14 protein-coding genes are annotated in these 11935 nt (G+C 66.5%); 10 read left to right on the top strand and 4 right to left on the bottom strand.

Annotated elements, in window-relative coordinates; all coding sequences use genetic code 11:
* Positions 1-34: 34 nt before the first annotated feature.
* From KZZ07_RS09920 to KZZ07_RS09905, 4 genes are all read left to right on the top strand, one after another.
* Positions 35-1735, top strand: coding sequence for an acyl-CoA dehydrogenase family protein (locus tag KZZ07_RS09920; protein ID WP_219513869.1), 1701 nt, complete (start codon positions 35-37; stop codon positions 1733-1735).
* The gene (locus KZZ07_RS09915; protein ID WP_219514012.1) at positions 1735-2775 is read left to right on the top strand and encodes an MBL fold metallo-hydrolase; all 1041 of its coding nucleotides are present in this window, start codon (positions 1735-1737) and stop codon (positions 2773-2775) included. The genes KZZ07_RS09920 and KZZ07_RS09915 overlap by 1 nt, the downstream gene beginning before the upstream one ends.
* A 136-nt stretch (positions 2776-2911) precedes the next feature.
* Positions 2912-3046 carry an aa3-type cytochrome c oxidase subunit IV gene (locus KZZ07_RS09910; protein ID WP_219513868.1) on the top strand — a complete coding sequence of 45 codons (135 nt, stop codon included), beginning with the start codon at positions 2912-2914 and terminating at the stop codon, positions 3044-3046.
* Between the two features lie 36 nt (positions 3047-3082).
* A complete protein-coding gene (locus KZZ07_RS09905; RefSeq protein ID WP_370631102.1) occupies positions 3083-3724 on the top strand; it encodes a hypothetical protein in 642 nt (213 codons plus the stop codon).
* Positions 3725-3731: 7 nt separating this feature from the next.
* Here KZZ07_RS09905 and KZZ07_RS09900 read toward each other — a convergent pair whose 3' ends face one another.
* Entirely contained in the window at positions 3732-4049 is a 318-nt protein-coding gene (locus KZZ07_RS09900) for an AzlD domain-containing protein (RefSeq protein ID WP_219513867.1), read from the bottom strand.
* Positions 4046-4771 (bottom strand): AzlC family ABC transporter permease, encoded by a 726-nt coding sequence (locus KZZ07_RS09895; RefSeq protein ID WP_219513866.1) that lies wholly within the window; start codon positions 4769-4771, stop codon positions 4046-4048. Before KZZ07_RS09895 ends, KZZ07_RS09900 begins: the two co-directional genes overlap by 4 nt.
* A 49-nt stretch (positions 4772-4820) precedes the next feature.
* Here KZZ07_RS09895 and KZZ07_RS09890 point away from each other — a divergent pair, with 49 nt between their 5' ends.
* The 5 genes from KZZ07_RS09890 to KZZ07_RS09870 are packed head-to-tail and all read left to right on the top strand — an operon-like array spanning position 4821 to position 8959.
* Positions 4821-5726 (top strand): formate dehydrogenase accessory sulfurtransferase FdhD, encoded by a 906-nt coding sequence (locus KZZ07_RS09890; RefSeq protein WP_219513865.1) that lies wholly within the window; start codon positions 4821-4823, stop codon positions 5724-5726.
* Positions 5723-6352, top strand: coding sequence for a molybdenum cofactor guanylyltransferase MobA (gene mobA / locus KZZ07_RS09885; protein ID WP_219513864.1), 630 nt, complete (start codon positions 5723-5725; stop codon positions 6350-6352). The genes KZZ07_RS09890 and mobA overlap by 4 nt, the downstream gene beginning before the upstream one ends.
* Positions 6349-6855, top strand: coding sequence for a molybdopterin-guanine dinucleotide biosynthesis protein B (mobB, locus tag KZZ07_RS09880; protein WP_219513863.1), 507 nt, complete (start codon positions 6349-6351; stop codon positions 6853-6855). Before mobA ends, mobB begins: the two co-directional genes overlap by 4 nt.
* Positions 6852-7706, top strand: a complete 855-nt coding sequence (locus tag KZZ07_RS09875; protein WP_219513862.1) for a molybdopterin guanine dinucleotide synthesis — start codon at positions 6852-6854, stop codon at positions 7704-7706. The genes mobB and KZZ07_RS09875 overlap by 4 nt, the downstream gene beginning before the upstream one ends.
* Positions 7703-8959 (top strand): molybdopterin-binding protein, encoded by a 1257-nt coding sequence (locus KZZ07_RS09870; protein ID WP_219513860.1) that lies wholly within the window; start codon positions 7703-7705, stop codon positions 8957-8959. Before KZZ07_RS09875 ends, KZZ07_RS09870 begins: the two co-directional genes overlap by 4 nt.
* 118 nt (positions 8960-9077) lie before the next feature.
* Here the strand turns inward: KZZ07_RS09870 and KZZ07_RS09865 are convergent, their stop codons facing one another.
* Complete coding sequence (locus KZZ07_RS09865; RefSeq protein ID WP_219513859.1) at positions 9078-10079, bottom strand: hypothetical protein; 1002 nt, start codon at positions 10077-10079, stop codon at positions 9078-9080.
* 12 nt (positions 10080-10091) lie between these two features.
* Positions 10092-10562, bottom strand: a complete 471-nt coding sequence (gene greA, locus KZZ07_RS09860; protein WP_219513858.1) for a transcription elongation factor GreA — start codon at positions 10560-10562, stop codon at positions 10092-10094.
* A gap of 177 nt (positions 10563-10739) precedes the next feature.
* On the opposite strand from greA, the gene KZZ07_RS09855 reads away from it, so the two are divergent.
* On the top strand, positions 10740-11777 hold the full coding sequence (locus KZZ07_RS09855; protein ID WP_219513857.1) for a hypothetical protein: 1038 nt from the start codon (positions 10740-10742) through the stop codon (positions 11775-11777).
* The last annotated feature ends 158 nt before the right edge of the window (positions 11778-11935 follow it).

The raw sequence follows: 11935 nt of genomic DNA, 5'->3' as shown, positions 1-11935 counted from the left end.
GCGGCGCGTCCTTGCCAAGCCGGAGGAGACCCCCATGCCATATCGTGCGCCGATCGATGCCTACATGCGGCTTTTGCGCGACGTTGTCGGCTATGACGCCGTTGCCGAGACAGAACGCTTTGCCGAAGCGAACCGTGAAACCGTCGCCGCCGTCCTGGGCGAGGCGGGCAAGCTGTGTGAAGAGGTGCTGGCGCCCTTGCAACGCAATGGCGATCTTGACCCTGCGCGGCTGGAAAATGGCGTGGTGCGGACCTCCAAGGGCTTTGCCGATGGCTATGCCGCGCTGGCCGAAGGTGGCTGGATCGCGACCTCGGCGCCGGAGGAATACGGCGGCATGGGGCTGCCGCTGACCGTGACCACCTGTGTCAACGACATGCTGGGCGCGGCCTGCCTTGCGCTGCAGCTGAACCCGCTGATGAGCCAGGGGCAGATCGACGCGTTGGAACATCATGCCAGCGACGATCTGAAGACGCTTTACCTGCCCAAGCTGATTTCCGGCGAATGGGCGGGCACGATGAACCTGACCGAGCCGCAGGCCGGGTCGGACGTGGGGGCACTGTCGTCCAAGGCTGTGCCCAATGATGACGGGACCTACGCGATCACCGGGCAGAAGATCTATATTTCCTGGGGCGATAATGATTTTAGCGAGAATGTCTGCCACCTGGTGCTGGCGCGGTTGCCCGATGGCGTGCCGGGGACCAAGGGAATCAGCCTGTTCCTGGTGCCCAAGCTGATTCCGGACGAAAACGGCAATCCGGGCGTGGCCAATGACCTGCATGTGGTCAGCCTGGAGCACAAGATGGGCCTGCACGGCTCGCCGACCTGTGTGATGCAGTATGATGGCGCCAAGGGCTGGCTGGTGGGCGAGCCGCACGACGGGATGCGCGCCATGTTCACCATGATGAACAACGCGCGGCTGGGCGTGGGCGTGCAGGGGGTCAGCGTCGCCGAGGGCGCGCTGCAGCATGCGCTGGCCTACGCGCAGGAGCGCAAGCAGGGCCGCAGCCCCGAGGGCACCATCATCGGTCATGCGGATGTGCGGCGGATGCTGGCCACCATGCGGGCTGAAACCTTTGCCGCGCGGGCGATTGCCCTGTCGCTGGCGGTGGCGATCGACCTGGGCAAGGCGACGGGCGAGGCCGACTGGAAATCCCGCGCCGCGCTGCTGACGCCGATCGCCAAGGCCTTTGGCACCGAAACCGGCATCAAGGTGGCCAACCTTGGCGTGCAGGTGCATGGCGGCATGGGCTATGTCGAGGAAACCGGCGCCGCGCAGTACCTGCGCGACGTGCGGGTGACGGCGATCTACGAGGGCACCAACGGCATCCAGGCGATGGACCTTGTCGGGCGCAAGATGATGGACGGCGGCGAGGCGATCTTTGCCCTGCTGGACGAGGTCGAGAGCGGCGCCGAGGCGGCGCGCGGCAAGATGCCCGAGTTGGCCGAACCGGTCTGGCAGGCGGCGGAATCGCTGCGCGAGACAACCGAGGCGCTGGTGGCTCGCGAGATGGGCGACCGTTTCGGCAGTGCCGTGCCTTACCTGATGGGTTTTGCCCGGGTGCTGGGCGCGCATTACCACCTGCGCGCGGCGATGGCCGCGCCGGACAGTGCCGATGCGCGGCTGGCCGGGTTCTATATCCAGCGGCTCTTGCCGGAACATACCGGGCTGTTGGCGGAGGCGCGGGCCGAGGTCAGCGCGCTGGCGAACCTCAAGACAGAGGACCTGGTGGCGTGATGGACGGAACGGTGCGCGCAATCCGCTATCCCTGGGAAACGCCGCCCGCCCTGGGCGAGGCCATCGAGCTGGCCGAGGGGGTGCTGTGGATGCGCCTGCCGCTGCCGATGAAACTGGACCATGTCAACGTCTACGCGCTGGATGATGGCGATGGCTGGACGGTCGTGGACACCGGCTTTGCCTCGAAGACGTCGCGCGGTATCTGGGAGGACTTGATGGCGGGGCCGCTGGGCGGCAAGCCGGTGCGGCGGGTCGTGGTGACCCATCACCATCCCGATCATATCGGGCTGGCGGGCTGGTTCCAGACGGCGCATGGCGCCGAGCTGGTCACGACGCGGACCGCCTGGCTTTTTGCCCGGATGCTGCAACTGGACGCGCAGGACCGTCCCACGCAGGAGACGTTGGACTATTGGCGCAGCGCCGGGATGGAGCCGCGCGTCCTGGAACAGCGCATGGCGGAACGGCCTTTCAACTTTGCCGATGTGGTGGCGCCGATGCCGCTTGGGTTCAAGCGGATCAAGCAGGGGGATGTCCTGCACGCGGGTGGACGGGACTGGGACGTGCACATGGGCAACGGCCACGCGCCGGAGCATGCGACGCTCTGGTCGCGGGACGATGACCTGGTGCTGGCCGGGGACCAGATCCTGCCTTCGATCAGTTCCAACCTGGGCGTCTACGCGACCGAACCCGAGGCCGACCCGGTTGCCGACTGGCTGGAATCCTGCGAGCGGCTGTCGACGCTGGCGCGGCCGGATCACCTGGTCATGGGCGGGCACAAGCTGCCCTTTACCGGGCTGGAACTGCGGATGGCGCAACTGATCGAGAATCATCACGGCGCGCTGAAGCGGTTGCATGCGCACCTGGCCAAGCCGCAGACAGCGGGTGAGTGTTTCCAGCCGCTGTTCAAGCGCCGGATCGGGGACGCCGAATACGGGCTGGCCCTGGTCGAGGCTGTGGCCCATTGCCAACACCTCTGGCACGAGGGGCGCGCAGAGCGGACCCGCCGCGACGATGGCGCCTGGCTGTTTCAAGCCGTCTGAACGGGCAAACGGCTCACATTCCCGTGCGTCGGGGACGGGCGCGACATCCTGGCCCCCGGGGGCGCGTGACAGGCGCGCGGATTTGCGCTAACCTATCACGGAACGCAAACACGGGACAAGTCGCAGGAAAATCGACATGGCTGAGCACAAGCACGGAAGCATGGACATCACAGTTCAGGAAAAAACCTTTGAGGGGTTCGTCAATTTCACGATCCGCACGGTCATCGTGATCCTGTGCATCGTCATCTTCATGGCGATCTTCAATTCCTGATCGGGTGAACCGCCCCACGGGGCGGGGTGGGGTAACATGATGAACAGACGTGCGGCGATGACGGGGCTTGGCGCCTCGCTCTTCGTGGCCGGTTGCGCAGGCAGCGTTTCCGGTCCCGACGCGACACCGGAACAGGCGGCGGCCGCCGCCTACCGCCATCCGGGTGAGCCCGAGATCATCCTTTATACGATGATCAACAACCGGACCGGGGCCGGGGCCCATTCCTCGATGCTCATCAATGCGCCCTCGCAGCGGGTGATCTACGACCCTGCCGGATCTGTCCGGTTCCAGAACGTGCCCGAGATCGGCGACGTCCTTTACGGGATCACCCCGCAGGCCAAGCAGTTCTATGAAAGCGCGCATGCCCGCAGCACCTACCGGATGCTGGCGCTGAGCCGTCCGGTGGACGGCGCGGTGGCGGAACGCGCGCTTAAGCTGGTCCAGTCCAAGGGGGCGGCGGCGCCCGCTCTGTGCTCCAACGCGGTGTCCGACGCACTGGGTCAGCTGCCGGGGTTCGAGTCGCTGGGCGGCATCTGGACGCCGATGAAGCTGGCCAACCGCTTTGCCAAGCTGTCGAACGTGACCAGCCGTGAGCTGCGCGAAAACGATTCGGACGACAAGGATGCGGCAATCGCCGCGCTCGAGGCCGGCAAGAAGACGCAGGCCGCTCGGCCCTGAGCAAGACTTAGATCGGCAGCCAGGCGCCCGCGATCATGACCGCGGCGCCTGCGCCGACAGCGCCGTAAAGGCTTTTCGAGAAATAGCCCACGATCAGCGCAGCGGCGGCAGCGGCCAGCCGCAGCGGGTCTGTTTCGCCCCCCGTGGCGCTGGGCCAGATGACCAGCGGTGCCACCAGCGCGGGCATGACCGCCACGGCGGTATAGCGCAGGTGCCGCAAGAGCCAATCCGGCATGGCCCTGTCACCGACCAGCCCCAGAAACACAAAGCGCAGGGCAAAAGAGCCCAGCCCCATCCCGATGATGACGATCCAGAGGTCCTTCATGCGCCCGGCCTCCGGTCAGCCTGCATCCCGGCGCGGCGCTCGATTTCGGCGCCGGCCATCATCCCTGCCACCGCACCGACGATCAGGCCAAGGTTGTAGGGCAGAAACGCGAAGGCCAGCGCCATGAGTGCCGCCACCAGGGCCGCCGCGCGATGGGCGCCGGTGCGCAGCGCGGGCGCGAACAGCGCGATAAAGGCGATGGGCAGCACAAAATCGAGACCAAGTTCCGGCGGCACCGCCTCTCCGGCCCAGGCGCCCACCAGGGTGAACAGGTACCAGGGCGGGCAGATCGGCGTCGCCACCCCCATGAAAAAGGCAAATTTCTCTGTCAGCGACTGCTGGGGCCGTTCCTCGTAGTCGATGATCGAGGCCGCGTAGACCTGATCCACCAGGAAATAGGCGACGAACATCCGTTTCCATAGGGGCAAAGGCCCCAGATGCGGCGTGATCGAGGCGGAATACATGGCCATCCGCAGGTTGACCGCCATCGCCGAAACCAGCACGACGATGGTCGGCGCGTTGTCCTGCATCAGCTGGACGGCGGTGAACTGCGCCGCGCCCGCGATGACGACGATGGAAAACATCAGTGTTTCAAAGATGTTCAGCCCCGCATCCGTGGCCACGACGCCGAACAGCATTCCGAAGGGGCCGACCACGAACAGGAAGGGCAGGGCATTTCGCACCCCGCGCCAATAGCTTGACATCACATCTGTGCCGTCCATGACTACACCCTCACCAACGCACTTCGCCCTAGCCCAGGGGAGAGGCCAGATGCAATCACCTGCTGACCACCCGGATAATGACCTCGCGTCGGACTACCTGATCGCGCCCGACCCGCGTGCACCGCGCCTGACCCGCGCCGTGACCGGCACGGATCACACCGGCGCCGAGGTCGAGGTGTCCGTGGTCGAGGAACGCCCGTTGACGATCTTTCTCAACCGGCAGGAAATCGTCACTGCCATGACCATCGGGGATTACCCCGAGTACCTGGCCATCGGGTTCCTGCGCAATCAGGGGATGCTGGCGGACGGTGAAGAGATCACCGGTATCGACTACGATGAAGAGCTGGAAACTGTCGTCGTGCGCACCGTCTCGCAGACCACTTACGAAGAAAAGATGCAGAAAAAGACGCGCACCTCGGGCTGTGCCGTGGGGACCGTCTTTGGCGACATGATGGAGGGGCTGGAACAGGTCCGACTGCCCGCGACAGAGGTGCGGACCTCTTGGCTCTATGCGCTGGCGCACAAGATCAACACGACGCCCTCGTTGTACCTGGAGGCCGGGGCGATCCACGGAACCGTCCTGTGCCAGGGCGACCGCCCGCTGGTCTACATGGAGGACGTGGGGCGCCACAACGCGGTGGACAAGATCGCCGGATGGATCTTCCGCGAGGGTGTCAGCGCGGAGGACAAGATCCTGTACACCACCGGGCGGCTGACCTCGGAGATGGTGATCAAGACGGCCCTGATGGGCATCCCGGTCCTTGCCTCGCGGTCCGGCTTTACCGCCTGGGGCGTCGAGATCGCGCGGCAGGTGGGGCTGACCTGTATCGGGCGGATGCGCGGCAAGCGGTTCACCTGCCTGTCCGGCGCCGAGAGGTTGGTCCGTGACATGGACCCGGACGGGGTGCCCGAGGAAGACCGAAAGCACCGCCGCAAGAGCGCGGGGCAGGCATGAAACAGCCTGTTGGCGTGATCCTCGCGGGTGGGCTGGCCTCGCGCATGGGGGGCGGGGACAAGGCCCTGCTGTCGCTCGGTGGACAGACGCTGTTGTCCCGCGTGATCGACCGGCTTGCGCCACAGGTGGCGGTGCTGGCGCTGAATGCCAATGGCGATCCGGCGCGCTTTGCCGAGACTGGCCTGCCGGTGGTTGCGGATTCCATCGACGGTTTTCCGGGCCCGCTGGCCGGGGTTCTCGCCGGTCTCGACTGGGCCGCGGAACAGGGCGCCGACACGCTGGTCAGCGTTGCTGCCGACACGCCCTTCTTTCCCTGTGATCTGGTCCCGCGCCTATTGCTGGCCAGCGAAGGACAGGATCACCCGCTGGTGCTGGCCGCGACCAAGGGCGATGCCCAGACCCGCAGCAAGTCGCGCTCTGGCCTGATCCGGCACCCGACCTTCGGCCTCTGGCCCGTGGCGCTGCGCGACGATCTGCGCGCGGCGCTGGCCGGCGGGTTGAAAAAGGTCGTGCTCTGGACCGAGAAACACGGCGGGCGCGAGGCGCTCTTTCCCTCGACGCCCTTCGATCCATTCTTCAACGTGAACACGCCGGAGGATCTGGCACAGGCGGAGGCGCTGCTATGAGGCTCTACGGGGTGACAGGCTGGAAAAACGCGGGAAAAACCGGGTTGATGGAACGGCTGGTGACGGAAATCACCGGGCGCGGGCTGACCGTCAGCACGGTCAAGCACGCGCATCATACGTTTGACGTCGATCACCCGGGCAAGGACAGCTATCGCCACCGCCACGCCGGCGCCTCCGAGGTGATCCTGGCCTCGCGCAATCGGGTTGCGCATATGATCGAGCTGCGCGGGTCCGGGGAACCCACTTTGGACGAGTTGCTGGCGCGGCTGGCGCCCGTGGACCTGGTGCTGGTCGAGGGCTACAAGCGCGACCGCCATCCCAAGATCGAGGCCTACCGCGCCGAGACGGGCAACCCGCTGATCGCCCATGAGGACCCGACGGTGCGCGCCGTCGCCTCGGACACGGCGCTGACGCTGGACCGGCCGATCTTTGACCTCAACGATACCGTGGGTGTGGCCGATTTCATCCTGGCGGAGGTCGGCCTGGCAAGGGCGGCGGAATGACCGGGTTTGACCGTTTCCTGATGGTCGACTGGTCGGGCGGCAACGATGCCGGCCCGACGCCTAGAAAGGATGCCATCTGGATTGGTGAGACTGGCCCGGAGGGCGAGGAGGGGCCGCTGTATCAGCGCAACCGACAGGTGGCCGAAGAGACCTTGGCAAACAAGATCGAGGCCGCGCTGGTGGCGGGGGAGCGCCTTATCGTCGGCGTCGACTTTCCATTCGGATATCCGGCGGGGTTCGCCGAGGCCTTGACCGGGGAACGCGATGCCTTTTCCGTCTGGCGCTGGCTGGCAGAGCGGGTCGAGGATGCGCCGACGCAGAACAACCGTTTTGATCTGGCCGGTGACATCAACGGTCGTCTTGCGCGGGGACGGGGGCCGTTCTGGGGCAATGCCCTGAAGCGCGACATCACCGGCCTGTCCCGCACCAAGGCGACCTACAGCAACCCGTTTCCTGACCGCCGCAAATGCGAGACGTCCGCCACGGGCACATTCACCTGTTGGCAATTGGCGGGGGCAGGGGCGGTCGGGTCACAGGTCATCATGGGGGTGCCGGTGCTGGAACGGCTGCGACAGCGTTTTGCCGGTCAGGTTGCGGTCTGGCCGTTTGAGCCGCTGGACCGGCCCATTGCCTTTGTCGAGATATGGCCCGGCCTGATCAACGGTGCCGTGCGCGCGGCAACCGGGACAGGCGAGATTCGCGACGCGGTTCAAGTCCGCCTGATGGCCCGCGCCCTGTCGGATCTGGACCCGTTGCGCCTGCGGGCCATGTTGTCGGTCGAGGCCCCCGAAGAGGGATGGATCCTGGGGCTTGGCGCCGAAAGTGAATTGATGGGGACCCTGGCCGCATGAGTTTGAAACCGCCCCCCCTGAACAACGATTGTTTTGCCCTGCCGCCCGGCGTCGACTGGACGCCGGTGGACGAGGCGCTGGCCACCCTGCGCGACCGCCTGCACCCGGTTGTCGCGCGCGAGGATGTGCCGGTGATGCAGGCGGCGGGCCGCGTGCTGGCGGCGCCGCTGACCGCCCGACGGGCCAACCCGCCGCTGCCCAACACCGCCGTCGACGGCTACGGCTTTGCCGCCGCCACCATCGGCGACGCGGCAGAGTTCACCTTGCCGCTGGTCGAGGGCCGGGCCGCGGCCGGGCTGGCTTTTGCGGGAGATGTGCCGCCCGGCCACGCCATCCGCGTGCTGACCGGCGCCGCCTTGCCCCAAGGCGTGGATTCGGTGGTGCTGGACGAGGACTGTGCCACGGATGGCGCTGCGGTGGCCTTTCGTGCCCCGGTCAAACCCGGGTCCAATACGCGCCGCGCGGGTGAGGACGTGGGTGAGGGCGACGAGATCCTGCCCCGGGGGCGGATGTTGACCCCGGCTGATCTTGCGCTGGCGGCGGCCACGGGGCTGGCGGATCTGCCCGTCTACACGCCCTTGCGCGTCGGCGTCCTGTCGACCGGGGACGAGGTCGTCCCCGTCGGTGAGGTCGCTGGCCCGGGCCAGATCTATGACGCCAACCGGCCGATGCTGCTGTCGCTGATCGCGCGTTTCGGCCACGCCCCCGTCGATCTGGGCCATGTGCCGGACGACCGCGACGCGCTGCGCGCGCGGCTCGACAAGGCAGAGGTGGACGCGATCCTGACGTCGGGCGGGGCTTCGGCAGGGGACGAGGATCATGTTTCGGCGCTCCTGCGTGAGACCGGGGCGCTGACGGCGTGGCGCATCGCGCTGAAACCCGGGCGGCCGCTGGCGCTGGGGCTTTGGCGGGGCAAGCCGGTGTTTGGCCTGCCGGGCAACCCGGTGGCGGCCTTTGTCTGCGCGCTGGTCTTTGCTCGCCCGGCGCTGCGCCTGCTGGCCGGGGCGGGGTGGGACGACCCTGCGGGCTACACCGTGCCCGCCGCTTTCACCAAGACCAAGAAGCCGGGGCGGCGCGAATACCTGCGCGCGCGCCTACGCAACGGTCGCGCGGAAGTGTTCAAGTCCGAGGGTTCGGGGCGGATCTCGGGGCTGAGCTGGGCCGAGGGGCTGGTGGAACTGCCTGATGCTGCGGCGCAGATCGCACCCGGTGACCCGGTGCGCTACATCCCCTTCGGCAGCTTCGGGTTGTAACCTCGGAGGGGGCTCTGCCCCCGCCGCCTGCGGCGCCTCCCCCGAGAGTATTTTTTGGCCCAAAGAAACAGGGGTGCGTGCCAGGCGCGGTGGCGCGGCATCGGTCGGGCCGGTGGGGTCAGTCGAAGGTGCCTGCCACCCGGCCCAGCAGCATGAAGGCGCGCGCGGTTCGGGTCATGGCGAAGGCCGAGATCTCTTCGTCCGAGGCATTCGGTTCGAAACCGGCAAAGCTGGTGTCGAAACGGCGCAGGAAATGATGCGCCGCATCGCGGAAGATCGGGTCCTGTTTCATCCGCCCCGCCGCCAGCGCCAGCGAGGACCGGTCGCGCACACCCCCTAGCGAGGCAATGGGGCGGCCCCGTTCGCCCTGGGCGAAGGCGCGCCAGGTTTCGGGACGGGCCAGATCGGGGCGCAGGTCGTCCATGTAGATGCCGTCCTGGCTCATCAGGGTCAGCACGTCCTGGGCGGCCTGGATCAGCTTGGCTGTGCCGCGATCCTTGAGCGCGCGGCGCAGGGCGGCAAAGCCCTCCTCGTCCTCGGCGGTCTCTGGGAAATGCAGGGCGCGGATGTAATCGGCATTGGGCAGGGGCGGTTGCAGCGCCTCTGCCGGGGTGCCCAGCGACAGCGCGGGCTGATCGTCGCCCTCGGCCCCGTCGGGGGCGGGCAGGGCGCCGGGCTGACCGCCCTGGCGGATGCCGCCCAGCATGGCCAGCGTGGATTCCAGGTTCTTCTGGGCGCTGGCGATGTCGTCCAGCCGCTTGACCAGCATCGGATGCGGCGGCTGGCCCTTGCCGCTTTGAGCCTGGGCGACATAGGCCTGCCGTATCGCGTCGATGGCTGCCTGCAGGCGGGCGCTTTCGCTGCGCATGATGCGCGCGGCGCGGATCGCAAGGGCCGCCACCCAGATCAGGGCCACCGGCATGACGATCACCATGAGCGCCAGCAGGAACCGCAGAGGCCCGCCTTCGTCCTCTGGCAGGCCAAGGAAATACCAGCCCGAGATCACGACCCAGACGACCGAGATCACCGCCGCGGCAATCTCGATTCCGGTGACGCCCTCGGCCGCGCCGCGGGCATAGAGGCCGGGCAGCGTTGGGCGGGCGTCCTTTGGGTCGCTCATGGCGTGTCAGCCTTACTTGTAGGCGATGCTCAGGATTTCATAGGACTTGGCGCCGCCCGGGGTGCGCACCTCGACGCTGTCGCCCTCTTCCTTGCCGATCAGGGCGCGGGCGATGGGCGACTTGATGTTCAGCAGGCCCTTTTCGACGCTGGCCTCGTATTCGCCCACGATCTGCCAGGTCTTTTCCTCGTCCGTGTCCTCGTCGACGACGGTCACGGTGGCGCCGAACTTGATCGCGCCGGACAGGGTCTTGGGGTCGATGACCTCGGCCAGGCCCAGGGCCCCTTCGAGGTCCTTGATGCGACCCTCGATGAATCCCTGTTTCTCGCGCGCCGAATGGTATTCGGCGTTTTCCTTGAGGTCGCCCAGCTCGCGCGCCTCGGCAATCGCCTGGATGATGGCGGGCCGCTCCACGGACTTGAGTTGCTTCAATTCGGCTTCGAGCGCGGAGTAACCCGCGCGGGTCATCAGGATCTTGTCCATTTTCGGATCGTCTCTGCCTTTTCAGCGAGTGTTTGGGGAAGTGTCGTCGCCTGTCGCGCCGATGTAAAGCCAAGCTGCCTGTCAGACCAGCGGGATTTTTCCGGTCCGCCTGCAGGTTTGACTTTCTAAAAGGCGCAGGTACTCTGTCAGGCACTCCATTAGCAACGAGATTTTGATATGCGTTCCCTTATTTCCTTTGCCGCGGTCGCCGCGGTTTCCAGCATTGCTGCCACATTCGCCCAGGCCCAGTCCATCGAAACGATCAGTGTTTCGCCCGACGGGCAGACTGTCCTTGTGGGCGGGACCAACCGGACGGTCTATACGCTTTCCGCCGGGACACTGGAGGTGACCGACCGGCGCTATGTCTCGGAGCTGGTGCGCCAGATCGTGCATGGCGCCGATGGCGAGCTGGTGTTTTTTCGCGACGATGCCGACACGCTGACCGCCTACAAGACCGCCGACATGTCCTTTGCCTGGAAGGCCTCGGACGTGGACGACATGGCCTATGACCCGCGTTCTGGCGCCATTGCCGTGCTCGACCAGCATTACAAGGACGATTCGGTCAGCCTGCTGTTCGCGGCCACCGGTGAACAGACGGCGCGTGTGGCGATGGGCAAGATCAAGTCCAACCTGATCGCCCTGGCGCCGGGCGCGGACAAGGCGCTGATCCTGACCAACTACACCAAGTCCGACGCCGAGGAGAAGGCGGACGAGCCGGACGACCTGACCAAGCTGCAGAAGGCCGATTTCAAGCAGCTGCACGACGGCTATGTCAGCAACGTGGTGACGGTGGATTTCGGCACCGGCGCGTTCGAGATGTCCGAAACGCCCTACCGTGTCTCCTATCCAAAGGCAGTGCGGATGGACGGGGACAGGATGATGGTCCTGCGCACCAACATGGACTCGATGATGCTGGCCCCGGACGGGTCGGGTGAACTGATCGACCTGGGCGAGGATTATTTCAACTACGCGGGTATCGACGCCAAGGGGGAGACATACATACTGACCAAGGGCGTGGACCTGCGGTTCGTGCCCGTGGCGCAGGATGGCCCCGAGGGTCTGCTCAAGGGGGAGCGGCTGCGCGGCGGCCCGGCGGAATGGATCACCGCGATGGCAGAGGCGCCGGACGGCACGCTGTATTTCGGGACCAATGCCTATCGGCTGCTCAAGGTCGGCCCGGACCGCGGCAAGATAGAGATCGTGCCGGTCTTCTGAGCTACTCAGTGCCCCGGAGACATGGGAAAGCCGCCTTCGGGCGGCTTTTTTCATGCGGGAAGGGGCAGGGGAACGCGCGGCAGTGTCGCAATAGGACCTTGCAACGCCGTGTCGTGATTGACCTGTGCTGCACTGCCGCGCTACTCAGTCGCGAAAGA

The organism is Mameliella sp. CS4, from assembly GCF_019392335.1.
Taxonomy (GTDB): Bacteria; Pseudomonadota; Alphaproteobacteria; order Rhodobacterales; family Rhodobacteraceae; genus Antarctobacter.
Note: the sequence above shows the minus strand (reverse complement) of the source record. Positions and strands in the feature narration are given on the sequence as shown.

Excerpts from the sequence above, each read along its gene's own strand:
- KZZ07_RS09875 (WP_219513862.1), top strand. The coding sequence starts at position 6,852 with ATGACCGGGTTTGACCGTTTCCTGATGGTCGACTGGTCGGGCGGCAAC.
- mobB (WP_219513863.1), top strand. The coding sequence starts at position 6,349 with ATGAGGCTCTACGGGGTGACAGGCTGGAAAAACGCGGGAAAAACCGGG.
- greA (WP_219513858.1), bottom strand. The coding sequence starts at position 10,562 with ATGGACAAGATCCTGATGACCCGCGCGGGTTACTCCGCGCTCGAAGCC.
- KZZ07_RS09895 (WP_219513866.1), bottom strand. The coding sequence starts at position 4,771 with ATGGACGGCACAGATGTGATGTCAAGCTATTGGCGCGGGGTGCGAAAT.
- KZZ07_RS09905 (WP_370631102.1), top strand. The coding sequence starts at position 3,083 with ATGATGAACAGACGTGCGGCGATGACGGGGCTTGGCGCCTCGCTCTTC.
- KZZ07_RS09890 (WP_219513865.1), top strand. The coding sequence starts at position 4,821 with ATGCAATCACCTGCTGACCACCCGGATAATGACCTCGCGTCGGACTAC.
- KZZ07_RS09865 (WP_219513859.1), bottom strand. The coding sequence starts at position 10,079 with ATGAGCGACCCAAAGGACGCCCGCCCAACGCTGCCCGGCCTCTATGCC.
- KZZ07_RS09855 (WP_219513857.1), top strand. The coding sequence starts at position 10,740 with ATGCGTTCCCTTATTTCCTTTGCCGCGGTCGCCGCGGTTTCCAGCATT.
- KZZ07_RS09870 (WP_219513860.1), top strand. The coding sequence starts at position 7,703 with ATGAGTTTGAAACCGCCCCCCCTGAACAACGATTGTTTTGCCCTGCCG.
- KZZ07_RS09900 (WP_219513867.1), bottom strand. The coding sequence starts at position 4,049 with ATGAAGGACCTCTGGATCGTCATCATCGGGATGGGGCTGGGCTCTTTT.
- KZZ07_RS09915 (WP_219514012.1), top strand. The coding sequence starts at position 1,735 with ATGGACGGAACGGTGCGCGCAATCCGCTATCCCTGGGAAACGCCGCCC.
- KZZ07_RS09920 (WP_219513869.1), top strand. The coding sequence starts at position 35 with ATGCCATATCGTGCGCCGATCGATGCCTACATGCGGCTTTTGCGCGAC.
- mobA (WP_219513864.1), top strand. The coding sequence starts at position 5,723 with ATGAAACAGCCTGTTGGCGTGATCCTCGCGGGTGGGCTGGCCTCGCGC.
- KZZ07_RS09910 (WP_219513868.1), top strand. The coding sequence starts at position 2,912 with ATGGCTGAGCACAAGCACGGAAGCATGGACATCACAGTTCAGGAAAAA.